This window comes from Variovorax sp. P4_B11 (genome assembly GCF_056402355.1).
In genome coordinates this window covers 1-24,810 of sequence record NZ_JBFUHO010000093.1, presented here as the reverse complement: position 1 = coordinate 24,810, position 24,810 = coordinate 1, and the positions used below count along the sequence as shown (strand labels likewise).

26 protein-coding genes and 4 pseudogenes are annotated in these 24,810 nt (G+C 66.9%); 17 read left to right on the top strand and 13 right to left on the bottom strand.

The genetic code is table 11. The features are described 5' to 3' along the window. Together AC1DYD_RS38570 and AC1DYD_RS38565 are read right to left on the bottom strand one after the other, a co-directional pair. A pseudogene (locus AC1DYD_RS38570) lies at positions 1 to 248 on the bottom strand (transposase); the annotation flags it as partial. 48 nt (positions 249 to 296) lie between these two features. Continuing rightward, positions 297 to 734 (bottom strand): annotated as a pseudogene (locus tag AC1DYD_RS38565) (integrase); the annotation flags it as partial. Positions 735 to 857: 123 nt separating this feature from the next. Between AC1DYD_RS38565 and AC1DYD_RS38560 the strand changes: the two are divergent. Next, positions 858 to 1,112, top strand: a complete 255-nt coding sequence (locus AC1DYD_RS38560) for a hypothetical protein (protein WP_478178004.1) — start codon at positions 858 to 860, stop codon at positions 1,110 to 1,112. Between the two features lie 28 nt (positions 1,113 to 1,140). Here the strand turns inward: AC1DYD_RS38560 and AC1DYD_RS38555 are convergent, their stop codons facing one another. After that, positions 1,141 to 1,398: a hypothetical protein gene (locus tag AC1DYD_RS38555; RefSeq protein ID WP_478178003.1), complete on the bottom strand. Its 258-nt coding sequence runs from the start codon at positions 1,396 to 1,398 to the stop codon at positions 1,141 to 1,143. A 111-nt stretch (positions 1,399 to 1,509) separates the two neighbouring features. On the opposite strand from AC1DYD_RS38555, the gene AC1DYD_RS38550 reads away from it, so the two are divergent. Together AC1DYD_RS38550 and AC1DYD_RS38545 are read left to right on the top strand one after the other, a co-directional pair. Further along, the gene (locus AC1DYD_RS38550; protein WP_478178002.1) at positions 1,510 to 1,698 is read left to right on the top strand and encodes a hypothetical protein; all 189 of its coding nucleotides are present in this window, start codon (positions 1,510 to 1,512) and stop codon (positions 1,696 to 1,698) included. A gap of 202 nt (positions 1,699 to 1,900) precedes the next feature. Next, positions 1,901 to 2,185: pseudogene (locus tag AC1DYD_RS38545) on the top strand (transposase); the annotation flags it as partial. Between the two features lie 400 nt (positions 2,186 to 2,585). On the opposite strand, the gene AC1DYD_RS38540 reads toward AC1DYD_RS38545, so the two are convergent. The 5 genes from AC1DYD_RS38540 to AC1DYD_RS38520 all read right to left on the bottom strand — a co-directional run bounded on the left by AC1DYD_RS38540 (position 2,586) and on the right by AC1DYD_RS38520 (position 7,376). Continuing rightward, a complete protein-coding gene (locus AC1DYD_RS38540) occupies positions 2,586 to 3,239 on the bottom strand; it encodes a hypothetical protein (RefSeq protein ID WP_478178001.1) in 654 nt (217 codons plus the stop codon). Positions 3,240 to 3,278: 39 nt separating this feature from the next. After that, positions 3,279 to 4,253, bottom strand: a complete 975-nt coding sequence (locus tag AC1DYD_RS38535) for a Bug family tripartite tricarboxylate transporter substrate binding protein (protein ID WP_478178000.1) — start codon at positions 4,251 to 4,253, stop codon at positions 3,279 to 3,281. 129 nt (positions 4,254 to 4,382) lie between these two features. Continuing rightward, entirely contained in the window at positions 4,383 to 5,339 is a 957-nt protein-coding gene (locus tag AC1DYD_RS38530) for a Bug family tripartite tricarboxylate transporter substrate binding protein (RefSeq protein WP_478177999.1), read from the bottom strand. Then, a complete protein-coding gene (locus AC1DYD_RS38525) occupies positions 5,332 to 6,711 on the bottom strand; it encodes an amidase (RefSeq protein ID WP_478177998.1) in 1,380 nt (459 codons plus the stop codon). Before AC1DYD_RS38525 ends, AC1DYD_RS38530 begins: the two co-directional genes overlap by 8 nt. Then, positions 6,708 to 7,376: an RraA family protein gene (locus AC1DYD_RS38520; protein ID WP_478177997.1), complete on the bottom strand. Its 669-nt coding sequence runs from the start codon at positions 7,374 to 7,376 to the stop codon at positions 6,708 to 6,710. The genes AC1DYD_RS38525 and AC1DYD_RS38520 overlap by 4 nt, the downstream gene beginning before the upstream one ends. A 75-nt stretch (positions 7,377 to 7,451) precedes the next feature. On the opposite strand from AC1DYD_RS38520, the gene AC1DYD_RS38515 reads away from it, so the two are divergent. Then, positions 7,452 to 8,408, top strand: a complete 957-nt coding sequence (locus AC1DYD_RS38515) for a LysR family transcriptional regulator (protein ID WP_478177996.1) — start codon at positions 7,452 to 7,454, stop codon at positions 8,406 to 8,408. 269 nt (positions 8,409 to 8,677) lie between these two features. On the opposite strand, the pseudogene AC1DYD_RS38510 reads toward AC1DYD_RS38515, so the two are convergent. Both AC1DYD_RS38510 and AC1DYD_RS38505 read right to left on the bottom strand, forming a co-directional pair. Next, positions 8,678 to 9,060: pseudogene (locus AC1DYD_RS38510) on the bottom strand (DDE-type integrase/transposase/recombinase); the annotation flags it as partial. A 231-nt stretch (positions 9,061 to 9,291) separates the two neighbouring features. Then, a complete protein-coding gene (locus tag AC1DYD_RS38505; RefSeq protein ID WP_478177995.1) occupies positions 9,292 to 9,588 on the bottom strand; it encodes a hypothetical protein in 297 nt (98 codons plus the stop codon). Positions 9,589 to 9,757: 169 nt separating this feature from the next. On the opposite strand from AC1DYD_RS38505, the gene AC1DYD_RS38500 reads away from it, so the two are divergent. From AC1DYD_RS38500 to AC1DYD_RS38490, 3 genes are read left to right on the top strand one after another with little or no spacing between them, the layout of a single operon-like run. Then, positions 9,758 to 10,918: a mandelate racemase/muconate lactonizing enzyme family protein gene (locus tag AC1DYD_RS38500; protein ID WP_478177994.1), complete on the top strand. Its 1,161-nt coding sequence runs from the start codon at positions 9,758 to 9,760 to the stop codon at positions 10,916 to 10,918. Positions 10,919 to 10,963: 45 nt separating this feature from the next. Further along, positions 10,964 to 12,103 (top strand): M24 family metallopeptidase, encoded by a 1,140-nt coding sequence (locus AC1DYD_RS38495; protein ID WP_478177993.1) that lies wholly within the window; start codon positions 10,964 to 10,966, stop codon positions 12,101 to 12,103. A 40-nt stretch (positions 12,104 to 12,143) separates the two neighbouring features. After that, entirely contained in the window at positions 12,144 to 13,583 is a 1,440-nt protein-coding gene (locus AC1DYD_RS38490) for an amidohydrolase family protein (protein ID WP_478177992.1), read from the top strand. 250 nt (positions 13,584 to 13,833) lie between these two features. On the opposite strand, the gene AC1DYD_RS38485 is transcribed toward AC1DYD_RS38490, so the two are convergent. From AC1DYD_RS38485 to AC1DYD_RS38475, 3 genes are read right to left on the bottom strand one after another with little or no spacing between them, the layout of a single operon-like run. Then, complete coding sequence (locus AC1DYD_RS38485; RefSeq protein ID WP_478177991.1) at positions 13,834 to 14,868, bottom strand: CobW family GTP-binding protein; 1,035 nt, start codon at positions 14,866 to 14,868, stop codon at positions 13,834 to 13,836. Positions 14,869 to 14,870: 2 nt separating this feature from the next. Further along, positions 14,871 to 15,341: a RidA family protein gene (locus AC1DYD_RS38480; RefSeq protein WP_478177990.1), complete on the bottom strand. Its 471-nt coding sequence runs from the start codon at positions 15,339 to 15,341 to the stop codon at positions 14,871 to 14,873. 32 nt (positions 15,342 to 15,373) lie between these two features. Next, positions 15,374 to 16,120, bottom strand: coding sequence for a GntR family transcriptional regulator (locus AC1DYD_RS38475; protein WP_478177989.1), 747 nt, complete (start codon positions 16,118 to 16,120; stop codon positions 15,374 to 15,376). Positions 16,121 to 16,359: 239 nt separating this feature from the next. Here AC1DYD_RS38475 and AC1DYD_RS38470 point away from each other — a divergent pair, with 239 nt between their 5' ends. The 10 genes from AC1DYD_RS38470 to AC1DYD_RS38425 form a co-directional block, all read left to right on the top strand. Then, positions 16,360 to 17,331 (top strand): ABC transporter substrate-binding protein, encoded by a 972-nt coding sequence (locus AC1DYD_RS38470; protein ID WP_478177988.1) that lies wholly within the window; start codon positions 16,360 to 16,362, stop codon positions 17,329 to 17,331. 12 nt (positions 17,332 to 17,343) lie between these two features. Next, positions 17,344 to 18,168 carry an ABC transporter permease gene (locus tag AC1DYD_RS38465; protein WP_478177987.1) on the top strand — a complete coding sequence of 275 codons (825 nt, stop codon included), beginning with the start codon at positions 17,344 to 17,346 and terminating at the stop codon, positions 18,166 to 18,168. A gap of 31 nt (positions 18,169 to 18,199) precedes the next feature. Beyond that, positions 18,200 to 18,988, top strand: coding sequence for an ABC transporter ATP-binding protein (locus tag AC1DYD_RS38460; protein WP_478177986.1), 789 nt, complete (start codon positions 18,200 to 18,202; stop codon positions 18,986 to 18,988). Positions 18,989 to 19,006: 18 nt separating this feature from the next. After that, the gene (locus AC1DYD_RS38455; protein ID WP_478177985.1) at positions 19,007 to 20,095 is read left to right on the top strand and encodes an NAD/NADP octopine/nopaline dehydrogenase family protein; all 1,089 of its coding nucleotides are present in this window, start codon (positions 19,007 to 19,009) and stop codon (positions 20,093 to 20,095) included. After that, complete coding sequence (locus tag AC1DYD_RS38450; RefSeq protein ID WP_478177984.1) at positions 20,092 to 20,982, top strand: dipicolinate synthase subunit DpsA; 891 nt, start codon at positions 20,092 to 20,094, stop codon at positions 20,980 to 20,982. The genes AC1DYD_RS38455 and AC1DYD_RS38450 overlap by 4 nt, the downstream gene beginning before the upstream one ends. Then, positions 20,979 to 22,325: a dihydroorotase gene (locus AC1DYD_RS38445; RefSeq protein ID WP_478177983.1), complete on the top strand. Its 1,347-nt coding sequence runs from the start codon at positions 20,979 to 20,981 to the stop codon at positions 22,323 to 22,325. Before AC1DYD_RS38450 ends, AC1DYD_RS38445 begins: the two co-directional genes overlap by 4 nt. A 14-nt stretch (positions 22,326 to 22,339) precedes the next feature. Next, positions 22,340 to 22,993, top strand: a complete 654-nt coding sequence (locus AC1DYD_RS38440; protein WP_478177982.1) for a hypothetical protein — start codon at positions 22,340 to 22,342, stop codon at positions 22,991 to 22,993. 10 nt (positions 22,994 to 23,003) lie between these two features. Beyond that, positions 23,004 to 23,198 carry a 2-hydroxymuconate tautomerase gene (locus AC1DYD_RS38435; protein WP_478177981.1) on the top strand — a complete coding sequence of 65 codons (195 nt, stop codon included), beginning with the start codon at positions 23,004 to 23,006 and terminating at the stop codon, positions 23,196 to 23,198. Then, positions 23,198 to 24,187 carry an isochorismatase family protein gene (locus AC1DYD_RS38430; RefSeq protein WP_478177980.1) on the top strand — a complete coding sequence of 330 codons (990 nt, stop codon included), beginning with the start codon at positions 23,198 to 23,200 and terminating at the stop codon, positions 24,185 to 24,187. Before AC1DYD_RS38435 ends, AC1DYD_RS38430 begins: the two co-directional genes overlap by 1 nt. Before the next feature lie 111 nt (positions 24,188 to 24,298). Next, positions 24,299 to 24,810, top strand: a 512-nt coding sequence (locus AC1DYD_RS38425; RefSeq protein WP_478177979.1) for a Rossmann-fold NAD(P)-binding domain-containing protein, incomplete at its 3' end; no start/stop codon positions are given.

Here is a 24,810-nt window from a genome sequence, read left to right as displayed (position 1 = left end):
CGGGTGAGCTTTTCGAGAATTGAATCGGCTGTCGCCGTCCAGGTGAAGGGCTTGCAGGTCTCGTTGTATTGGCTGACGAACGTGTTGATCTTGTTCGTCAGTTCCTTGACGCTTCTGAACGAGCCACGGCGGATGGCCTTGTCGGTGATGATCGCGAAGAATCGCTCGACCTGATTGAGCCAGCTTGAGTAGGTCGGCACGAAGTGCATGTGCCAACGAGGTCTCTGCGCGAGCCAGGCACGCACCTTCCGGGCGAATCTTCCCGCTGTGTTCGTCTTCGAGCTCGCCAGCGTCTACAGATGGGCGCCCTCATCACCGCGATGCAGGTTCTCGAAGACAGCTTCTGAGACCTCCGAGCGCCGACGCCCGCCCGACGCCCAGGCAAAGAGGAGGAGGGCGCGGTCGCGCTTTCCCTTGAGCGAGTCGTCGCAGGTCTCCAGCACCGCCTCCAGCGGCTCCTTGGTCAGCGCACGCTGCTTGTGGGGCAGGGCGTTGCGCTTCGCGTAGGCTTTCTTGTTTTGCTGAGCAGCGCCTTGACCGCGGCATCGGAACACGGATTGGACTGCTTGGACAAGTGATGCGCCATCGAGAGCACCGAGATCCGGTGCATCAGTGTGTTCAGGGCCGGCGCCCCGAGCTTGCCCTTGAAGCCGGCCTCGACCAGGGCTTCATCGATCGCGGGCGGCAGCTGGTGCTCGAGGCCCGCCTTTGGTCGAGCGCTCGGCGTGGTCAACCTGAACAAAACCTGACGCCGCGCTGCAGCAGGTCTACCCCGATAGTTCCCCTATCACTTTTCGCTTTTGCGTCTAAGCTTAAATTGGCCGCAGTTCCCTCCGTAGAACAGATAGGAAGATTCAATGCTCGCCGATGGTCGCGCTGATTTTGACTATCGAGAATGGGAAGTACGCGTGGAGGTCACAAGTGCCGGAGAGGCGTTTTCAGGACATGCGGATCTGCACTGGAAAGGACAGCACAAATGTCGCTTGGTATTGTCCACTTCGCGCCTCGATGAGACCGCCGCAAAACTCGCCCTGCGCACCAAAGCCCGCGACTTCATTGACGACTGGACGTCCCGCAACCACATCGGCGATTCGGGCTTTTCGGAACTGTAGCCGTCCGTTGCTTTCAGGCGGAATCCGATCACCAGAACCTCCACCAAGGCCCTTTGCTTGGAGGGAAGTCCTCAAGCGAGGCGGCCATCGTCGTCGCCATGCGAAAACGGCGGCGAGCCTCTTCTTCGCAGGCCAGGGCGGCTGCTCGCGCTTGGCCATCGCCATGTATCGCCCGTGAGCGGTGTTCTAGAGCTCGTTTAAACAACTCGTCGTCGCAGAGGTTGCCTAGATCGGTCATCTCTAAATTTTGCCGTGTGACATCCAGCAGCGGGAAGAGCCTCTTCATCGCTTCATCCGTAGACCGGGAGAATGTCACCGAATGCCTGGGATGGAAGCGGCCCTCCTTGCCTCCCTTGGCGTTCAAGCGCACAGTCGCGCAGTGAACCGAACCGACGTCATGCTTGCCGTGGTCGAGATGGCCAGGGTAGGGGGTGCGTTGCCTGCGACGGAGGCGATTTCGTACATCGCGGCCTTTATCGACCGCTTGGACAAGGCGAGCGAAAGCTACCAAACCGATCTCGAGGTGCTGCTGAGCATCGGAGCGACGATTTGGACGCTGGAAGTCGAGGCGGCCAGGCGGACATGAAAAGCCCCGCGATCAGCGAGGTGCTGAACGTCGGGGTCACACAGCCATAACAAACAGGGCGTACCCTTGGTAAAGATGGTCCGCTGGCGCTGGTAGAGGCGCTTCGGCAACCCGCTCACTGAGAGTGGAGCCTCGATGCCGGCGGCCCGTCGCGACACTCCGCCTGGCGCCCGGTCCAACGCGCGGCGCCAGCAGGATCTCGATGGGGTTGGTGCCGCGTCAGCATTCGTCCGGGGGCAAGTCGCAGCTCAGGGGCATCAGCAAACGGGGCGACAAGTACCTTCGAACCCTGCTGGTCCACGGCGCGCGGTCGGTGCTGCGCTACGCAGTCGGTAAGACCGATGTGCAGACTCGATGGTTGCAGGACCTGAGGGCGCGACGCGGCTACAACCGCGCGGCCGTGGCGCTGGCCAACAAGAATGCGCGGGTGATCCAGGCACTGCTGAGTAGCGACACGCCTTACCGGCCGAGCGCCGCGGCGCATTGAGCGAGCGGCTCAATCGGTCAGCACCGCACTACGTTTGAGGGGGGAACGACAACCCAGCACTGGTTTGCGAAGCTTTTGGAAGTGATGACAAAACTGGTTGGACCAACGCTCACAAGCCTGCTTTTTGTGCCGGCTGCGCCTTCGCGCTCAAGCCGTCAATTTACTGAGGACAGGGCGTGCGGATCTCATCGAGGCCTCCCTCTGCCGCGAAGCCTCCAGTCGAAACAGGCCCAACTCGAAGTCGGTGAAGCCGTGCGTGTCAACGGCGAGTTGGGAAGCCTCGATCCATTCCTGTCGAATAACCCCTTCTATGGCGGGACCGGCCTGGCGCTGCGCACCATCACTCTGTGCACCGAAAACGAGTCGAGGCAGAGGCGCTGACGCTGCCCGCGCTGAGCGCTCACCGCAGTGCCGATGCACTGATGTCCATGCGATAGCGATACACGCGCGCGTCGATCAGTTCACCGTACTTCTGCGCCGGCACTTCCAGGTGGGCAATGACGCGCTGGACGGCGGCCTCGCTGGTGCACTCGATAATCACGTAGCAGTCCTGGCCGCCCACGTAGCTGGCATCCGCCGTCACGGGCCTGGAGAGATTCGCATCGGCCTCGACGAAGTGGACGGACGCCGTGCCTGGCTTGTCCAGCACGTCCAGGATGCCCTCGAGCGCCGGCATCATGGTCGGATCCCCCGACGGCCGCAGCCGCACGAGCGCAAGCGCAATACCTCGCGCGACCCCTTCGCTGCGCACTAGGCGCCCCACGACGCGGGTCGGCTCGATGAATCGAGAGATGTGGTGCTTGGACCATTCGGTCTGGTTCGCCAGGGCCGCACGGTAAGCTGCGCCGTCGAGCACATCGAACTCCGTGGTGCTGTAGATCTGCAGGTAGCGGGTCGGCGCGCCGACGGATTCGTACCGTCTCGCCTCGATGAAGCCCGGGATCGCCACCCGCTCGGCCAGATGTTCACGGTCGAACCACTCATTGAAGTCGGCCTCTTCCTCGGGCAGCACTTCCATCGATGAGATCAGGATTCCTTTTCCAGCGAAGACCATTTGGTTTCTCTTTCGGATGATGTGGGTTGGCAGCGCGGATCAGTCGATCCGGATGTTCGATTCGGCGATGACCTTCTCCCACTTGAGGCGGTCCCGCGTGATGGTCTCGGCCAGTTTCCTGGGCGAGCCGCCTTCGAGTTCCATGCCCATGTCAATCAACTTCTTCTTCACGTCCGGCTCCTGCAGGATGTCGTTCACGTTCTTGTTCAGCAGCGCGATGACGGGATCGGGGGTGTGCGCGGGTGCCAGCAGCGCAAACCAGTGCAGCAGTTCGAAATTGGCGAAGCCCCTGGTCTGCGAGACGGGCGGCAGGCCGGGGTAGGCGGGCGAGCTCTTCGCGGTGGTGACCGCGATCGCCTTCAGCTTTCCGGCCTTGGCCATCGGCATCGACTCCGGACCGATGGCCATCATCACCGCCACCTGGCCCGACATCAGGTCCTGAAGCGCGGGCGCGCCACCCTTGTAGGGCACATGCGTCATGTCGACCGACGCCACGCGCTTGTACAGCTCCATGCCCAGGTGGCTGGGGTTGCCGGCGCCGCTGGAAGCGTAGTTGACCGGTGTGGGCGAAGAGCGCGCAAACGCCGTGAGTTCGTCGATCGAATTGACCGGCAGCGAAGGATGGACCATCACGACGCTGGGAAGGGTCACGGCCATCACGATCGGCGCGAGATCCTTTTCGGGGTCGTATGCGAGCCGTCCCTTGTAAAGGGTGGGATTGACCGAAAGTCCCGCGGTGGAGGCCAGCAGGAGGGTGTAGCCGTCCGGTCTGGCCTTGGCGACGAAGCTGGCCCCGATCTGTTCGGTGGCGCCCGGCTTGTTGTCCACCAGCACCGGCTGCCTGAGCCGCTGTGAAAGCTGTTGCCCGATCAGCCGCGCCACCGTATCGGATGCGCCGCCGGGCGGGTACGGAACCACGAGGCGGATGGGCTTGTCGGGGTAGTCCGCCGCGGACGCAAGGCCGGTCATCACCAGCGAGAGGGCACACACCACACGAGTCAATGAGATCTTCATATGCATCCAGTCAAAAGAACGAAGACTCATCGTATGGACTTGCCCCATTGCGAGATAGCGAGAAATTCGCATCACGCAGCATGACGAGAATCTATCAAGTCGAGGCGTCGCGCACGGCAATCAACGCAGTCATTGCGGCGTGATCTTTGCGGCCTTCACGAGGCGTGCGTAGTTGTCCGCATCCTTGCGGATGAACTCGCCGAAGGCATCGGGCGAGTCCCCGACTGGAATGAGCGAGGTCTCCTCGAGTTGCCTTCGCAACTCGCCGCGCAATGCGTTCTTGATCGCCGTGTTGATCCGGTCGATCACGGCACGGGGCGTGCCGGCCGGCGCGGCGATGCCGGTCCAGGTGACGACTTCGAACGCGGGCAACCCCGCCTCCTTCATCGTGGGGACGTCCGGAAGCAGCGGCGAGCGCTGGCTGCTGGTGATGGCCAGCGCGCGCAGCTTGCCGCTTCGGGCGTAAGGCAGGGCAGTCGGCGAGGTGTCGAACAGCATGTCGATCTGCCCGCCCATCAGATCCACAAGAGCCGGGGCGCCGCCCTTGTACGGAACATGCAGCAGATCGACTCCTGCCTGCTGCATGAATATCTCGGTGGAGAAGTGCTGGGCGGAACCGACGCTGGCGCTGCCGAAGCTCAACTTTCCCGGACGCGCCTTGGCCATCGCGATCAGTTCCTTGACGCTGTGGGCCGGCGACTGGGGGCCCACGACCAGGATGTTGGGCTGATCGACGATCCGCATGATGGGCGCGAAGGCCCGCAGCGGATCGAAGGGCGGACTGGCATACAGGAACTGGTTGGCGGCGAAGACACCGGCGCTGCCGACGAGCAGCGTATAGCCGTCCGGCGGCGCCTTGGCGACATAGGCCGCACCGACGTTGCCGGAGGCGCCCGGCTTGTTGTCGACCACGAAGGGCTGTTGCAGGGCGTCCTGCAGGCTCTTGCCGACCAGGCGCGCGACCAGATCCACGCTGCCGCCCGGCGGAAACGGAACGATCAGGCGCACCGGCTTGACCGGGTAGTCCTGGGCGACTGCGCACTGGACGACGGCCGCCAGCAGCACGGCGAGCAGCTTGCTAAGCACGGCAGTGCTCCGGCGACGGGGCGCGAGACGGATGCAGCGCGGCGCTGACGCGGGACGCGATGTCCAGCAGTGCGTGGTCGTCGCCCGCACGCCCGACCAGTTGCAGCCCGATGGGCCGCTCGTCACCGTCCTGATCCGCGGGCAGCGCGATGCCGCACAGCGCGAGCAAGTTGATCGGGCGGGTGAAGTGGACCGGCGCCAGGTCGTGGTCGATATCCTCGAGTCGCGGTGCGGTCATGGCCGTGGTGGGCATGGCGATGGCGGACAACCCGAGGTGGTCCATCTCGTCGGCGAAGGCCAACTGCCAGCGCGCCGCGGTGGCCTGGGCCTGCAGGTATTGCACCGCGGTGGTCGCCCGCGCGGCGATGAGCCGGGGCCGCACCGACGGGTCCATCGGCGCGTCGGGGTCGTCGAGGAGGCGGTCGTTCACCCAGGCGCCCTCGGCGATCATGATGGCGTTGGTGGGTTCCTTGAACGCCGCCAGCGGCGCCGGGAAGCGGAACGGCACCAGGCTGAGGCCCGCCTCTTCGAGCCGTTGCAGGCTCTGCGCGTGGCTTCGCGCGACCGCCGGCGCGAGGGGCGCGAGTTCATCCGCTTCGAGGACGCCGATCCGCCGGCGGGCGTCGGGGCTCGCAGCGGGCGCGCCGACAAGCGCCTCGAAGCACAGCCGGGCATCCTGCACCGACGACGCGAGCAGGCCCAGGCTGTCCAGGCTGTCGCTGAGCGGGTAGACGCCGCCGCGCGGCAGCGCATCGATGGTCGGCTTGAAGCCCACGATGCCGCAGAACGCAGCGGGCACGCGAACCGAGCCGCCGGTGTCGGAGCCGATCGCCCACGGCACCAGGTGGGCCGCCACGGCCACCGCAGAGCCGCTGCTGGAGCCGCCGGGCGCCAGGGTGTCGGTGGCGCGGCCGGCCGGATTGCGCGGTGTGTCCATGTGCGAATTGGTGCCCCAGGCGCCCAGCGCGAGCTGCACCATATGGGTCTTGCCGACGATGACACCGCCGGCGTCGACGATGCGCCGGACGATATCCGCGTCCTGCCGGGCGATGTTGTCCGCGAGCAGTGGCGAGCCGGCTGTCGTCGGCTTGCCCTCGATGTTCACGAGGTCCTTCAGCGCCACCGGGATGCCGTGCAGCGGGCCGCGGTCGCGGCCGGCGCGAAGCTCCTGGTCGGCCAGGGCCGCCGCAGCCAGGGCCTCCTCCTCGTAGACCGCCAGGAAGCTCTTGAAGTGACCGTCGTGCGCCGCGATGCGGCGCAGGCACTCGCGCGTGAGCGCGACCGAGGTCGTGGCGCCGCTTCGCAAGTCGCGCGCGAGCTGCGCGATGGCAGCGAAGGCAGGCGGTCGGGTGGTCGGGTCGGGGTTCGTCATGTGGCTGCTTTCTGAAGAAAAAGTTGGGTGCCCAGGATCTGGGGGTAGGTCTCGCCTGCGCGCAGCCGTGCCAGCGTCTGCTGCTCGGCCTGCTGCAAGCTGATCGCGCGGTCGGCCAGGGCCCGCGCCGCGTCGGGCGCCATCACCAGGATGCCGTTTTCATCGGCCAGCACGGCGTCTCCGGGATGTACGCGCACGCCGCCGCAGTCCACCGGCAGGCAGAAGCTGCCCGTGCGTCCGCCGGAGCGGGTGGTGCGGGCGCTCAGGCCGCGCGCCCACACCGGCACGCCGAGCTCGCGCAGCTCCTCGATGTCGGTGATGCAGCCGTCGACCACCACGCCCGCGACACCGCGCAGCCGCGCGGCCAGCACGCTGGCGCCGCCGATGCAGGCGATCGTCTCGTCGCCTGCGCGGTCGACGAACAGGAAGTCGCCGGCACGGAGCCGTCCCAGCGCGTGATGCAGGATGGATCCGTCGGCGCCTTCGCAGCGCACGGTGACGGCGGTGCCGGCGCTGCGCGCCACGGCCGCCATGGCCCGGATGCGGCCATGCAGGAAGCCGCTTTCGTGAAAATGGCCGATGGTGGCCGGTTCGGCCTCCTTCAGCAGGGACAGCAGCTGCGGCGCGCAGGGCGGCGGCAACTCTCCGAGTTGGATGCCAGTCATTTGGGATATCGTCGTTGTCGAATGATGGCCATCGTAAGTAGAGGCCCGCGCCACGGATACTGATCAATTCTCAAGATGGTTAATACAGGTTCCTTATCAACCCGGTTCACCCTGCACCAGTTGCAGGCCTTCGTGTGGACCGCGCGCCTGGGCACGGTGCATGCGGCGGCCCGGCACCTGCACCTGACCCAGCCCGCGATCTCGCACCGCATCCGCGACCTGGAGGAAGAGCTGGGTGTCCAGCTCTTCGAGCGCCAGAACCAGCGCCTGCAGGTGACGGAGCTGGGGCGCAACGTGCTGGTGTACGCCGAGCGCGTGCTGGCGTCGGCGCAGGAGATGGCGCGGCTCGACCTGCGGCGCACCATCACCGGCCTGGTGCGCATGGGGGTGGACGAGTCCTGCGCCACCATCGGCATGCCGCAGATCCTCAAGGACATCAAGGACGGCTACCCGGCGCTTCGTGTCGACCTGACGGTGGGCGGCGGCGCCCAGCTGCTGCAGAAGATCAACAACCACGAGCTCGACATCGCGCTGCACACCGGGCAAAGCAGCCAGCCCGACGTGACCAGCCAGTTCATCGGACTGACCCAGCACCAGTGGGTGGCGGTGCACGACCTGATGGTGGCCGACGAAGACTTCGTGCCGGCCCATGCGCTGAACCATCGCATCGTCTGCAATGCGCCGCCGTCGACGCTGCATGAATCGGCGTCGCGCTGGCTGGCCTCCGACGGCTATGCCTTTGAAGAGTACAGCAGCTGCAATTCGCTGTCGCTCATGGTGGCGCTGGTCGCCTCGGGCCACGCGATCGCTATGCTGCCCGCATCGATCACGCGCCGCCACGTCGCCGAAAAATCCCTGCGGGTCTTGCGCGCCAAGCCAGCCGTGCCGCACGTGCCCTACTACTTCTCGTACCTGGCGCATCACCGCAGCGAGACGACGGCGAGGATCCTGGATATTGCGCTGCGCAACCTCAAGGAGGCGGGTTTCTTCCAAGCCGGCGATGTGGCTAAAGGTGGCGATGAACGTGATTGAGGATCGACCTTGTGCGCCGAGGGTCCTCCTCCGTCATCTACGGCCTAGAGCCCGTGTTTCGCAATCTGTCACTGCGGCATCGAAGAGAGCCATCCTCTGCGGTACACATGTTGGGGGTGAGTAGGCCGGGGGAGTTGCACCCCCAAGCCCTTCGCAGAACCGGACGTGAGCCTCTCGACTCATCCGGCTCCCGTCATCCAGCATTCGGTATGCATGGCGTTGTCACATTGACGGTGAGTGGTCGCAACATCGGCAGGCGGCGTTGCGATTCAGAAGGCGGCAGACGGATTCTGGGTGAGGGCCGTGAAAAAGGCGCCAGGCGTCGAAGCGCGCAGTCAGTTGCTTGCGATAGAGCGATGGGCGCAACAGGTGACGCTAGAGCGCAAAGTGCTGGCGGATGGGACGGAAAGTCGAGAAAAGCCTCGGTGCGCTCAGGCCTGCGAAAGCCACGCATGCCCCGCTCGCGCTCACGGGGGGTCTGATGGCTGTCTTCGGCGCGGTTGTTCACGCGGGCGCAGGCCTTCACGAACACGTGCCGCACGTTCGCAAGCCGTGGGATCTCGGCTTGCGCGGCCGGATAGCTACGCAGTCGGTCGGTGACGATCTTGCGGGGAGCCTCCGGGCAAGCCGCGAGCACGCGCTCGAAGGAGCGTGCGCTGGATAGCAACCAGGAGAGCTTTCGATTTGGTGGGGTGCGCACGGTACGCCCGTCGAAAGCGAACAGCAATCCCAAGCAAATCAAGGACTTGCCCCCACCACCCGACACTGGCACCACTTCCTTTGCCCAGCGATTCCCCGCATGGCGGCTCCGCGGCCTGCGCAGCGCCCTCCTGGTAAACGGCGCGCTCCATTTGCACGTACGCAAGGGAAAAGAGCGTGCGAACTACTCAACCTCCTCGTGGAGATTTCGCTCGAACCTGTCTAGCAGCGTGTGCATCGTGGCGCGGGTCGTAGCAAACGCGGTGGATGCCGCGCGGCAGGCCATGTCCGCCTCGTAGGCGGCGCGCGTCTCGAACACGCATTCCCAACGCACATCCGGGCCTGGGCCCTCCAGCTTCCTGAAGATCCGGCCCGCCTGAAGGCCGAGCCGCACGCGCACCTCGCTCGCGTGCCTGCGCTGCGCGAGCACCGCCTCGACCTGCCCGGGTCGGGCGTAGTAGTTGGTGATCTCGACAACCATGTTCGTTGCTCCTCGTGGCAGTGACGCGATGCGATGGATCTTGACGCGTCGCGCGCATCAGGTTCCCCCGCTTGACAATCACATTATTTGATCACAAGATGTGATCACATTGCAATTCTCTGCAGAAGGCCTGCAGAGATCCAATTTCAACGAGCAAGGAGATCCTTCGATGCCGACGATCCAGTCCATGGACACGCTGCTGGTCCAGCTGCCCACCCGGCGAGAACACAAATGGACCGGCCTGACCGAATCCATCGGCCGCTACCTTCTGACGCGTGTCGTCGACAGCGACGGCCGCGTGGGCTGGGGCGAAGCGCCGGCGCTGAAGGACTGGGGCGGCGAGTTCGGCCGCTACTTCGGCGAGTCCACCTCGATCGCCAGGGCGGTGATCGAGAAGTACCTCGCGCCGTCCTTGATCGGCGTCGAGCTCGGCAACTTCGCCGAGATGCATGCCCGCATGGATGCCGTGATCCGCGGCTATCCGTATGCCAAGGCGGCGGTCGAGTTCGCCGCCTACGACGTCACCGGCCGCTGGCTGGGGCTGCCGGTGCACATGCTGCTGGGCGGCAAGGTGCGTTCGCGCATCATGGTGACCCACTCGATCGGACTGATCCCGATCGCCGAGGCGGAGAAGGAAGTCGCGCAGGTTGCGGCCGAAGGCATCAAGACGATCAAGATCAAGATCGGCGTCGACCCCCGGCGCGACATCGACATGGTCCGCACCATCCGGGCCGCCGTGGGCGACGAGGTGGAACTGTGCGTCGACGCCAATGAGGGCTATCGCACGCCGGGCGAGGCCATCACCACGGTGCGCGCGATGGAGCCGTACCGGCTCAAGTACGTGGAGCAGCCGGTGATGGGTATCGAGCGCATCGCCGAAGTCGCGCGCGCCATCGATCAGCCGGTGATGGCCGACGAGTCGGCCTGGAACGCCCACGATGTGATCCAGATCAGCGAGCGGCGGGCGGCGCAGATCGTCTCGATCTACAGCACCAAGCCCGGCGGGCTCTACAAGGCGATGGAGGTCGCGGCGGTGTGTCGCGCGGCCGGCATCATCTGCAACGTCAACGGCTCGGTCGAGACCGGCGTCGGCAACCTGGCCAACATCCACCTGGCCGCCGCCGCACCCGCGGCCACCTTGTCCTGCGTGGTGCCAGTCTCGACCCCGGCCGAATGGCAGAACGGCCAGGTCGGCGGCATCTACTACCGGGACGACCTGATCACCGCCCCCATGAAGCTGGTCGACGGCGGCATCGAGGTGCCGACTGCGCCCGGCATGGGCATCGACGTCGATCTCGCCAAGATCGAGAAGTACACGGTGCACGACTGAGCGTCGCACTCCGCAGTCAACATCCATCCACGGAAGGTTCCAAGCATGCGCAAAGCAATCATCGAGCGCCAGGTCAGGGCGATCGCCGAACACAAGCTCGACGCCATGGTGTCGTGTTCCCCTGAAAACTACGCCTATGCGACCGGCTTCGTCGTGCCGTCGCAACCGCTGATCCGGCATCGCCATGCGATGGCCGTCGTCACGGCCGACGGGCGCACCGAGCTGTTCTCGGTCGACATGGAGGCCAGCACGGTCAAGCGCCGCGCCCCCGATGTGCCGACCCGCATCTGGGCCGAGTTCACCGACGACGCGATGGTGGTGCTGGCCGACCAGCTGCGCCAGCTCGGCCTGGGCCAGGGCCGCATCGGCATCGAGATGGACTACCTGCCGGCGGGCGACTTCGCGCGCCTGCAGAAGGCGCTGCCCGAGGCCCGCTTCGAGCATTGCGAGCAGATCCTCGCGCGGCTGCGCCAGATCAAGACGCCCGACGAGATCGCGTTGCTGCGCCGGCTCTCGCGCATCGCCGACCAGGCCATCACGGACGCACTGGCCTCGGTCAAGGCGGGCGACTCGGAGATGGACATCGCCGGCCACTTGACGCGCAACGTCTACGCGCTGGGCGCCGAGCACTTCAAGCTGATGATCATCGCCACCGGCGAGCGCAGCGTGCTGCCCAACGTGGGACCGAGCGAGCGCAGGCTCATGCCGCGCGACGTCTGCAGGGTCGAGATCTTCTCGGTGATCGACGGCTACCAGGCCGGCGTCTGCCGCACCGCGGTCGTGCACGAGGCCCCCCCCAAGGCCGAGGCCATCTGGCAGCACCTGGTCGACTGCAAGTACCGCATCATGGAGATGGTCAAACCCGGTGCCAGCTGCCGCGCCATCTACGACGCCTTCATCGCCAAGCTGGCCGAGCTGGACCTGCCGCCGATCTCCTTCGTCGGCCACGGCATCGGACTGCACCTGCACGAAGACCCCTATCTCGGCAAGACGCCGGTGCTGGGCCGGCCGGGCGGCGACGCCCTGATCGAGGCGGGCATGGTGCTCGGCTTCGAGCCGTTGTGCTATGAAACGGGCCACGGCTTCGGCATGCAGAACAAGGACATGCTGCTGGTCACGGCCGACGGCTGCGAGCTGCTCTCGGACTACGCCGACACCGACCGCTTGCTGGTCGTCAAGGGCTGAGTATCGACGCCACCCTCCAATATTCCGAAAGACATCTGCCATGCGTACGCTCATCGAGCACCTTGAATTCGCGTTCCTCGTCGATGCCAACGACGCGGTGGTGCGCGACGCCAGCATCCTGGTCGTCGACGACCGTATCGCCGACATCGGACCGGCCGCCGAGCTCGCGGCGCGGCATCGCGGCGAGACCTTCGACCGCGTGCTGGACGGCCGCATGCTCGGCATCTGCCCGGGGTTCGTCGACAGCCACGTGCATCTGTCGGAGACGCTGTCGCGCGCGGTGTTCCCCGACAACCTCAATACCCGGGCCTGGGTCTTCCACTGGGCCAAGCCTTTCTATGCCCACATCACCGAGGAAGACGAGTACTGGGGCGCATTGCTCGGCATCACCGAGATGCTGCGCAACGGCACGACCTGCTTCATCGACATGGGCTCGCAGTACGACCCCGGCATCACCGTCAGGGCCATGGAGAAGACCGGCATCCGCGGCGTGACCGGCCGCCACGCGGCGGACAACCCGCCACCGGAGCTGCCGCGCGGCTGGACCGAGGAGATGGCGCGCCATCACTTCTTCCCGAGCGCGGAAGCCGCGCTCGCGGAACTCGAGGCCTGCGTGCGCAAGTACGACGGCGCCCTCGACGGCCGGGTGCGCTGCTGGGTCAACATCGAGGGCAAGGAGCCGTGCACACTGGAGCTGCACGTCGGCGCGCAGAAGCTCGCCGAGCGCCTTGGCGTCGGCACCACCTACCACCTGGCGACCTCGATCGAGGAGGCGAAGGTCTGCGAGGAAAAGTACGGCTGCTGGCCGATCACGCGGATCGACCGCGCGGGCGGCATCGGCGCCAACCTGGTGATCGCGCACGGCGCCGCGGTGAGCGACGACGAGGTGGCGCTGCTGGCCCGCCGCGGGGCCAAGGTGGCGTTCTGCCCTTGCTCGTCGTTCAAGCTAGGCAAGGGCGCGACCGCGATCGGCAAGTATCCCGAGATGGTGGCGGCGGGCGTGACGGTCGGGCTCGGCACCGACGGCGTGTCGGCGGCGGGCAACATGAACCTGATGCGGCAGATGCTGATCGTTGCCGGGATGTTCAAGGACGCGCGCATGAAACCCGACATCTTCACCGCGCGGCAGGCGCTCAGGGCGGCCACCATCGACGGCGCCAAGGCGGCGATGTGGGACCACGACATCGGCTCGCTCGAGATCGGCAAGAAGGCCGACTTCATCCTGTTCGACCTCGACCATATCGAATGGACGCCGTTCCACGATCCGCTGCAGGCGCTGGTCTTCTCGGCCTCGACGGCGTCGATCTCGCAGACCTGGGTCGACGGCAGGACGCTCTACAGCGAAGGCAAGGTGCACGGCGTGGACGAGCCCGCGCTGCGCCGCAAGGCCAGGGAACTGGCAGCCGCGGCGGTCGAGCGCGCGGGCCTGCACGACGAGAACGTCGAGACCACCACCACCCTGTACGACAACGGGAATTAGGAAACACCCGCCGAAGCGCCTGCGCCGCCCCGAGTCGCTGCCAGAGGCAGCGACTCTTCGGTTCCGTCCAAGCCTGCGCAGGCAGGCTTGGAGCCGCGGACCTCAGCCCCCTCAAGGGGGGCGATACCAGCGGCCCGGCAAAGCCGGTTCCGCGGTATCCCTGGCATTGCGCTGCGCCGGTTTCATGCGTCGTGCTGGCTCACGCGATCGCGTGGTGGAGCGCGGGCTCTTTCGGCCCGATCGCGGCCGCTCAGGCCAGGCTTCGTTCGTAGACGCTGCGCAGCGAGTTCTCGATCGCCCGCTGCGCCAGGTCGCGCGCGATGAAGACGATCCAGCCGGGCCGCGCCGATGCGTCCGGCCACGCCGGCAGGCGCTCGATCGGATAGAACACATGCTGCACCCCCTGCACGACCACCGGACGCTCGTCGTCGCTGACCGCCAGCAGCCCCTTCACGCGCAGGATCGAGTCGCCGCGGCTTGCCAGAAGCAGCTCCAGCCACTCGACGAAGGCGCTCCATTCGACCGGCTGCTGAAGTTGCACCGTGAAGGTCTTGATCGCCTCGTCGTGTCCGTGCGCATGGGGAATCGCGGGCCCTTGCCGGTCGTCGGCGAGCGGCGCGAGTGGCACCGGTATCGGACGTCCCCACGGCGCGTCGGCTTCCTCGAGTAGCTCGGCAGCGGGTAATTGCGGCTGGCGCGACACCCGCAGGTTGGCCGAGGGATTCATCGCGCCGAGCTTGTCGATCAGCGCGGCGCATCCGGATTCGTCGACCAGATCGGCCTTGGTCAGGATCAGCCGGTCGGCGCTGGCCAGCTGCTGCCTGGCTTCGCGATGGCGGCCCAGGGTCTGCTCGCCATTGACCGCATCCACCGTGGTGATCACCTGGCCGAGCCGGAACCAGGGCACCAGGCTCTGTTCGCTCAGGATGGCCTGCATGATCGGCGCCGGGTCGGCCAGCCCCGTGGTCTCGACGACGACGCGGGCGAAGGCCGGGATCTCGCCGGCCCGCATCAGCGCATGGAGCTCGGCCAGCGTCGACACCAGGTCGTCGCGCACCGAGCAGCACAGGCAGCCCGAACTCAGCAGCACCACGTCCTCGGCGACTTCGCGCACCAGCAGGTGGTCCAGCCCGACCTCGCCGAATTCATTGATGACCACCGCGGTGTCGGCCAGATGCGCGTCGGCCAGCAGGTGGCGCAGCAGGGTGGTCTTGCCGCTGCCGAGGAAGCCGGTCAGCACGTGGATCGGCACGCGGCCGTCGGCCTTGAGCTCGGGGCGGCTCATCGTCAGGCGACCTCGAAGATGGCGTCCACCTCGACCGCGACGTTGCGCGGCAGCGAGTTGCAGCCGACCGCGGCGCGTGCATGCCGGCCGGCATCGCCGAACACCTCGACCATCAGGTCGGAGGCGCCGTTGATCACCTTCGGGTGTTCGCCGAACTCGGGCGTGGCATTGACGAAGCCGCCGAGGCGCACGCAGCCGACCACGCCGTCGAGGCTGCCGCCCAGGGCGGTGCGCAGCTGGGCCAGGATGTTGATCCCGCACAGCCGCGCCGCCTTCTGCGCGTCTTCGATCGAGACCTCCTTGCCGACCTTGCCGACGTACTGGTCGCGGCCGTCCGCGGTCGGAACCTGGCCGGCGATGTAGACGAAGGAGCCGCTCCTGCGCGCTGGCACGTAGTTCGCCGCGGGTGCGACCGCCTGGGGCAGCTGGATGCCGAGTTGTTCGAGGCGAGCGTCGTGTCCTTGTTGCGTCATGGGCTTCGGGTCTTTCTTGGTTGGGGAATGTCTCAGTTGCCGAAATAGAGATCGTCGAGCGGCGCGCTCAGCAGATCGGCGGCCTGCTGGGCGCCGAGCGCCGGCGCGAGCGACTGCGCCGTGTTGCGGATGTCGCGCAGCACGCCGCGCCTGGCGATCGCGGGCTTCTTCGCCTGCAGGCCTTCGAGGATCTCGACGTGCGCGGAGGCATCCCAGGGCATGTCGGGCGACAGCAGCGACAGGTACATGGTCGGCCCGAACTGCAACCACAGAGACTCGATCAGCGGCATGAACACTTCGGTCCCGGCGGCCTCGTACAGCGTGAAGTGAAAGCGCTGGTTCGACGAGAGGCAACCGATCAGGTTGCGCCGGGCGATGGCCTCGAGCAGCTCGCCATTGATGGCGCTCAGGTTGGCCAGCAGCGCCGGCGTGCAATTGCGGCAGGCCATCTCCGCCGCCAGTCCCTCGATCAGTTCTCGCACCGCGAACAGCTCGTTGAGTTTTTTGGTCGTCAGGTGCGGCACGCGGACCGATCCGCTCGAGGTGTCCTCGAGCGCGTTGATCACCACCAGCCGCGTGAGCGCCTCGCGGATCGGCATCGGGCTGGTGCCGAAGCTGGTCGCCAGCTTGCGCAGGCTCATCACCTGGCCCGGCACGAAGGCACCCACCATCAGCCCGCGCCGCAGGCGCTGAAAGACTTCCTCGGGGACGCTGCCGCGCGTGCGCTTTGCGGGTTCTTCGGTGACCTCGGGCGGTTGGCGTTCGATCGTCTTTTGCATGGCTGTTTTCCCTGTGTTTGGTACTTTTCGAGAAGTTCGGGTTAACCCGGTTGTCGCTGATTATAGGCGTGATCACACTCTGTGATCAATAGGCAAGAAGGGCGATGACTGCGACGCGACGCAAACGCAGTGATCCACCCTAAGCCCGCCGAGCCGCGGCCGCAAGCGCTGTCTGTGTCCAGTCCACCACTCAACGATATGGCAGGTAATTCATGCGATTCCATCATTCGGGTAGTTCGATGACCTCCAGGCTGCGGACGGCTGCGCTGGCCGTGGCCCTTGCCTCGACTTCGACGGCTTGGGCCGCGGACGACGTCAACGTTCGTTTCAGCTGGAAACTGAAGGGCGAATACGCCCATCTCTATCTGGCGCAGGACAAGGGGCTGTACGCGGCGAAGGACCTGGCCGTGAAGATGGGCGAGGGCGCCGGCGCGCCGGCCGCGCTCGGCGCCCTGCTGCAGGGCCAGGAAGACGTGGTCGTCATGCCCGCGATCTTCGCGGTGTCGGCGATCCAGAAGGGCATGCCCGTCAAGATCATCGCGCTCTATCAGCCGAAGACGCCGGTGGTGCTGATCTCACAGCCCGACAAGCCGGTGCTGAAGCCGAAGGACCTCGAGGGCAAGACCGTGGCCCACTCGGTGGGCGAGACCGGCACCTCCTACCTGACGGTCTTCTGCGCCGTCAACCAGCTCGACTGCGGCAAGGTCAAGAAGGTGCAGATGGATGCCCAGTCGCGCGTGCCGCAGTTCCTGCAGAAGCAGGTCGACGTGGTCAGCGTCTACAAGAACAACGACCTCCCGATGATCGAGGCGCGGGTCGGCACCCGGTTCCCGGTGCTCGACCTGGCGCAGAACGGCCTGGCGATCCCGGGCCTGGCCGCGGTGTCGAGCAATGCCGTGATCGCCAGGAGGCCCGACGTGCTGAAACGCTACCTGGCAGCGGTCAACGAAGGCATCGATGCCACGCGCAAGGACCCGAAGGCGGCAGCCGCCGCGATCGCCAAGGCATGGCAGGGCGGGCCTTCGGCCGACGTGATCGAGGCGCAGGTGCGGGCCACGATGGAGGCCGTCGAGCAGCAGCCCGGCAAGCCGACCGGCTGGACCGACCCGAAGACCATCGCCCAGGCGCTCGAGCTGCTGAAGACCGACGAAGCCATCGGCACGCCGAAGCCGGTCGAGACCTTCTTCACCAACGACCTGCTGGCGCAGTGAGGCGAGGACACCATGACTGAACTCAAGCATCCCCGGATCGTCGCCATGCCCGCCGTTCGCACCGTGAAGAAGAAGCCGCCGCGCGTCAACCCGCTCGAGCGCTATGCGTCGCTGCTGCTGGCAGTAGCGATCCTCCTGATCTGGCAGTTCGCAGTGCCGTTGGCCGGCCTGTCGGAGTTCGTGCTGCCGACGCCGCTGGCCATCGCCAAGCGGATGGTGACCGACTTCAACCTGCTCGCCACCCATTCCTACATCACGCTGCTCGAGGTGCTCGGCGGCTTCCTGTCGGGCGTCATCGTGGGCATCCCGCTGGCGCTGGCGATCTTCTATTCGAAGGTCTTCGAGCGTGCCGTCTATCCATTGCTGGTCGCACTGCAGACGGTGCCGAAGATCGCGTTGGCGCCGCTGCTGGTGCTGTACCTCGGCTATGGCTGGGCGCCGAAGATCAGCCTGGCGTTCTTGATCTCGTTCTTCCCGATCGTGATCTCGACCGTGGTGGGGCTGCAGTCGCTCGACAAGGCGCTGGTCAACATGGTGCGCTCGATGGGCGCGAGCGAGTCGCAGACCTTCTTCAAGGTGCGACTGCCTGCCGCGCTGCCGAGCATCTTCGGCGGCCTCAAGGTGGCGATCTCGCTGGCCGTCATCGGCGCCATCATCGGCGAATACATCGCCGCCGAGCGCGGCCTCGGGTACCTGCAGCTGCAGGCGAACTCGCAGTTCGACACCACGCTCAACTTCGCGACCGTCGTCACCATCTCGCTGATCGGCGTGCTGCTCTATTTCGTCCTTGCGCTCGTCGAGAGCAAGGTGTCATTCCACCGTGAAAGCGCCAAATGATGAAGCACGCCATGAGCCGCAAGGAGGCGCCATGAGCAGCGCCGCCGCCGTCACCATCGAAGGGGTCTCCAAGTCGTACGAGGTGCGCTCGGGCGACGACGTGCTCGCGCTCGACCGCGTCGACCTCGACATCGCACCCGGCAGTTTCGTCGCCATCGTCGGCCCGAGCGGCTGCGGCAAGAGCACGCTGCTGTCGCTGCTGGCCGGCCTGACGCCGGTGTCCTCGGGTCGCCTGAGCATCGACAGCGACCTGGTGCTGAAGCCCCATCCCAAGGCTGGCGTGGTGTTCCAGTCGGACCTGCTGCTCTACTGGCGCAGCATCCTTGACAACATCCTGCTGCCGATCGAGATCAAGGGGCTGGACCGCAAGGCCTACGCCGACCGCGCGCGCGACCTGCTGGCGCAGGTCGGCCTCAAGGGCTTCGCCGACAAGTTCCCGTCCGAACTGTCGGGCGGCATGCGCCAGCGGGTGGCGATCTGCCGCGCGCTGATCCAGGAGCCCGGCCTGCTGCTGATGGACGAGCCCTTCGGTGCGCTCGACGCGCTGACCCGCGAGCAGATGATCATGGATCTGCAGACCATGTGGATGCGGCTGCGCAACACGGTGCTGTTCATCACCCATGGCATCGACGAGGCCGTGTTCCTGGCCGACCGCGTGATCGTGATGTCGCCGCGGCCCGGCCGGGTCGACCTCGACCTCACGATCGACATCCCGAGGCCGCGCCGCTGGAGCGGCATCCACGAGAACCCGGGCTTCCAGCACTTCGTGCGCCAGGTGCGCGAGATGTTCGAGGCCCAGGGCGTGCTCGTCGCCCATTGAGCAGACAGCGAGGCAGACATGAAGATATCCATACTGGGCGCGGGCGCCGGGGGCGCCGCCGCCGTGGCCGAGCTCACGCAGGCCGGCCATGAGGTCGTGCTGTGGAACCGTTCGGCCGAGACGCTGGCGCCGTTCCAGACGCTGGGCGGCGTGCGCTACGCCGGCGTGCTGGGCGAAGGCATTGCCCGGCCCCGGCTCATCACCGCCGACCTCGTCGAGGCCATCCGCGGCGCCGACGCGGCGGTGGTGACGCTGCCGACCTTTTCGCACGCACCGGTGGCGCGGGCCCTGGCCGGCGCCGGCTGGCCGGCCGATCGGCCGGTGGTGCTGAACCCGGGCCATACCGGCGGCGCGCTCGACTTCGCGCACGCCTATCGCAGCGTGCGCGCCGACCTGCCGCCGATCGCCGAGTTCTCGACGCTGACCTACGTCGCGCGCAAGTACCAGCCCGACAGCGTGACCGTGACCGGCCGTGCCAGGCAGGTGCGGGCGGCGGCGCTGCCCGGCGGCGCTGCGGCGTTGGAGGCGGCCTGCAGCCTGTTCCCGGGCGCGGCCCCGGTCGGCGACGTGCTGGCCTCGGCACTGGCCAATGCCAACCTGGTGCTGCATCCGCCCGGCGCCGTGCTGGCCGCGGCCTGGGTCGAGGCCACGCACGGCGACTTCACCTTCTATGTCCAGGCGATGACGCCCGGCGTGGCGCGCACCATGCGTGCGCTCGACGACGAGCGGCTCGCGGTGGCGGCGGCCTTCGGCCACCGGCTGCCCAACCTGGTCGAGGAGATGAAGCTGATCGGCACGGTCGAGCCGTCGGTCAGCGACACGCAGGACTTCGGGGCCGCGATCGCGGGCGGCGAGGCCAACAAGCGCATCAAGGGGCCCGACTCGCTGCAGCACCGCTACTACCGCGAGGACTTCGGCCATGGCTTGCTGCCGTTCCTCGAACTCGCGGCGATCGCCGGGGTCGCCACGCCGGTCGCGCAATCCTTGTTCACGCTGGCGCAGACGCTGGTCGGCATCGACTACCGCCAGGGCGGCCGCAGCGCCGAGGCGATGGGAATCGCCGGCCTTTCCAAATCCGAATTGATCCAACGTGTGAGGCCGTCATGAACTGGAACCAACTCGTCATCGCCATCGTCGGCGGCGACCGCCGCGAGCAGGAGATCGCACGCTGCGCCGCGACCACCGGCGCCGAAGTGCGCGCCTTTGGCTTCCCCTGGCCCGGGGAACGCATCGCCGGTGTGCGCCATTGCGCCAACGCGCGCGAGGCGCTGGAAGGGGCCGACATCGCGCTGTTCCCGATCCCCGGCATCGCGCCCGACGGTGCGCTGTTCGCGCCGCAGTGCGACCAGCGCATCATTCCGGACCGCGAGATGCTCGCGGGCATGCGCCGCGGCGGCCACATCATCCTGGGCTGGGCCGACCCCAAGCTCAAGGCCCATTGCGAGGCGCTCGGCATCGCGCTGCACGAGTACGAATGGGACGAGGACCTGATGCTGCTGCGCGGGCCGGCCATCGTCGAAGGCATGCTCAAGGTGCTGATCGAGAACACCGACATCACGATCCACCGGGCCCGGATCTGCCTGGTCGGGCAGGGCACCATCGGCTCGCTGGTCACCCACACCCTGCTGGCGCTGGGCGCTTGCGTGCATGTGGCCGCGCGCAATGCGGTGCAGCGCGCCGCGGCCCATGCGGCCGGTGCCGAGTCGCACGAACTGACCGAACTGGCGCAGGTGCTGCCGTCCACCGACATCGTGATCGCCAGCGTGCCGGCGCGCGTGCTCGGGCGCGATCTGCTCGGGCTGCTGCCCCAGCACGCCCTGCTGGTCGACCTCGCCGCGCCGCCCGGCGGCATCGACCGCGATGCGGCGCAGGAACTCGGCCTGAAGTTCGTCTGGGCCCGCGGCCTGGGCGCCCGTGCACCCATCACCGTCGGCCGCAGCCAGTGGAGCGGCGTGCAACGACGCATCGACAACATCCTGAAGGAGAAACAATGAGCGCCGACCTGGTGATTCGAAACGCACGCGTGGTGCGCCATGACGGAGAGTTCCACGGCGGCGTGGCCGTCAAGGACGGGAAGATCATCCTCACCGGCGCCGACAGCGCCTTGCCGAAGGGCCATCGCGAGATCGACGCGGGCGGCCGCGTGCTGATGCCGGGCGTCATCGATCCGCATTGCCACCTGGGCGTCAAGTACCCGTACGCGGAGGACATGCGCACCGAGATGGCGGCCGCGGCCTCGGGCGGCGTGACCACCGCGCTGCTCTACATCCGCAACCTCAAGCCGTCGTACCTGCCGTTCTACGAGGAGCGAAAGGCCGTCGGCGAAGAGAACTCGATCATCGACTTCGGCTTCCACTTCGGCATCCAGCGCGAGGAGCACATCGCCGAGATCCCCGAGATCGTCGCCAAGACCGGCGTGCGCTCTTTCAAGTGCTACTTCGGTTACGAGCCCGACAACCCGATCGGCATCGTGCCCGCGACCGACGGCTGGGTCTATGCCGCGATGCGCATCCTTGCCAAGATTCCGGGCGGTGTGATCAACGTCCATTGCGAGAACACGCAGATCGCCTCGTGGATGAAGAACGAGATCAAGGCCACGGGGCGGCAGGATCTTGCCGCCTACACCGAGTCGCGTCCGGCCTTCTGCGAGGTCGAGACCATTCGCCGGATGATCTTCCTGGCCGAACGCACGGGCTGCTCGCTGCACCTGGTCCACACCTCGGTGGGCATGGGCCCGGTGCTGGCGGCCGAGGCGCAGGCGCGCGGCGTGCACGTCACGGTCGAGACCTGCCAGCACTACCTGACCCGCACCGCGTACGACAGCGACCTCGACATGCGGGCCAAGATCTCGCCGCCGCTGCGCGACAAGGAAGAGCAGGACGGCCTCTGGCGCGGCATCCTGAACGGCTCGGTCTACAGCCTGGGCACCGATCACGTGCCCTTCCTGCCGAAGAAGCTTGAGGACCTCTGGACCGAGTTGCCGGGCGTGGTGTCGTTCCCCTGGGAGCTGCCGTTGATGCTGCATTTCGGCGTCCACCAGCGAGGCCTGCCGCTGTCGCGTCTGGTTCAGCTCAATTCGGCCCATCCGGCGCGCCGCTTCGGCCTCTGGCCGCGCAAGGGCAACATCGAGGTCGGCTTCGACGCCGACCTGGTGCTGGTCGACCTCGACGAGGAACGCACGGTCCATCACACCGGCAAGGGCACCTGCATCTACGAAGGCTGGAAACTCAAGGGCTGGCCTGTGCTCACGGTGGCCCGGGGCGCGGTGATCTACGAGAACGGCCAGGTCGGCGAGAGCCACTTCGGCCGCGGCCGCTGCCTGTCCGTGCCGGCCTGACGATGGAAACCGGATTGCGCGAACCCCTGATGGGCAGCGTGGCGCCGGTGGTCCGAAGCCTGGCGCAGCGCATCGAGGCCATGCACGCGGCCGCGCGTGCGCTCGCGACCCGGCGGCCTGCGCTGCGTCCGGAGCGGCTGTCGGGCGTCCACAACCCGTGGGGGCACGCATCGGTGCTGACGGATGCCTGGTGCTTCCTGGATCTGTGCGAAGACCCGGGGATCCTGGACCGCGTCGAGCGGCTGATCGGCCCGGACATCGTGCTGTGGGATGCTGAGTTGCATCTGGAAGCCGCGGCATACCAGCGCTTCGTCGAGGCCGGGCGCGAGGGGCGCTACTGGCCGGTGCTGCCGCTGGCCGGTGCCGTGGTGCTGGTCGCGCCGACGGCCGCCCAGCCGGTCGTCAGTCTGCCACTCGAAGCGATCGCGGGGAATCTGCCGGTGCTGGACCCCCATGCACCGCTGTTCGTGATCCGCTACATGCCCGGCGCCAGCAAGTTCGTGCGCGACGCGCGCGCGCCGGCCAACTGGATCGCGATGGAGGAGCAGCCGCTGGTCAACTACGCCACGCGGCCGCTCTGGATGGTGCGCGGCGAGGACCGCGCGCACAACGATTTCGTCACGGGCTTTTCGCCCACGGTCCCGCGCTGGGCCGGTATTCAACCTTAGGAGCACCGACATGCCATTCGTCGTCGTCGAATTCTGGGAGGGCCGCACGGTCGACCAGAAACGCAACCTGGTCAAGGCCATCACCCAGGCCATGGTCGACCATGCGGGCTGCAAGCCTGAACACCTGCACGTCGTGATTCACGACACGCCCAAGGACAGCTGGGGACGCAACGGCGTGCTCGGCATCGACATGAAGGACAACTGATGACGCTCGACAACCTCGATCCGCGAACCTCGGCCCTGCTGGTCATCGACCTGCAGAACGCGTTCATTCACGACCAGGGAACGCTCGGCATGTCGGGCGTCGACACGCAACGCCTGTCGTCTATCGTGCCGGTGCTGGGCGAGCTCATCCCTCGCTGCCAGGCTGCCGGCATTCCGGTGATCTGGACCGTGCAGGAGCACTTCGCGGTCGACGCCAGCCGCGCGCGCAAGAAGCTCGCGGGCCACACCTCGCGGCGCAAGCAGGTCTCGGCGGTCGCCGGCACCTGGGACGAGGAGATCGTCGATCAGCTGAAGCCGCTGGCGGCCGTCAATCCGGCCTACGTGATCCGCAAGCACCGCTTCGGCGCCTTCTACGAGACGCGGCTCGAGATGATGCTGAAGATGCTCGGCACGCGCACGCTCTTCGTGGCGGGCACCACCACCAATGCCTGCGTCGAGACCAGCATCCGCGAAGCCTATTTGCGCGACTACGACGTGGTTGCATTGAACGATTGCATCTCAGGTGTCAATGGAGAGTGGGAAGAAACGGCGAAGCGGGTCTGGAAGCAGTATTTCTGCGAGCTCTCCGATTCGAGGGAGATGGGCAGCTGGATCGATGCGCAGTCGGCGCCGCGCACCTTGGGCTACGGCCACATGCTGCTGATGGTGCAGGACGTTGCGCGTTCGACCGCCTTCTACGTCGATCAGCTGGGCTTCACGATCCGGCCGGCCAAGCCATTGGCCGATGGCCGGCCTTTCACTGCCTTCCATCAGGGCGTGGCGATCGTCGGCGGCCGTGCGCCCTCGCATCGGCAGATCGACCACATGGCCTTCGAGGTCAACGACGTGCGCGCGCTGCGCGACAAATTGAGGAAAGGCGACGTGGAGTTCCAGCAGGACCTGCACGACGGGCCCTATGGTCTGACCATCTACGTCACCGACCCCGACGGCACGCGCGTCGAGCTGTACCAGGTCGGCGCCACCGCCTGAGCGCGGTCGGGTTGCATCCGCCCGGAGCCCCTCGGGATCCATGCGACAGGCGAGCACGGCCGATAGGCTGGGCATCGCCGTGTCCGACAAAGCCAGGACAAGGACATTCCCATGCTGATAGGCGTGCCGGTAGAAACCGTGCCAGGCGAGACCCGGGTCGCCGTGACCCCGGAGACCGCGAAGAAGCTGGTGGCGCAAGGCCATGTGGTGCGGGTGCAATCGGGCGCGGGCGTGGCCGCCAGCGTCACCGACGCGGCCTACCAGGCCGCCGGTGCCGAGATCGCCGATGCCGCGGGGGCCTTCGGCTGCGACATCGTGCTCAAGGTACGCAGCCCCGACGACCGCGAGTGCGCGCTGATGAAGCCCGCCACGGTGCTCATCGGCATGCTCAACCCCTTCGACGCCGCGGGCCTGCAGCGCCTGGCCGCGGCCGGCCTGACCGCCTTTGCGCTCGAGGCCGCCCCGCGCACCACCCGCGCCCAGAGCATGGACGTGCTGAGCTCGCAGGCCAACATCGCCGGCTACAAGGCCGTGATGATCGCCGCCGACCGCTACCAGCGCTTCTTCCCGATGCTGATGACCGCCGCCGGCACGGTGAAGGCCGCGCGGGTGGTGATCCTGGG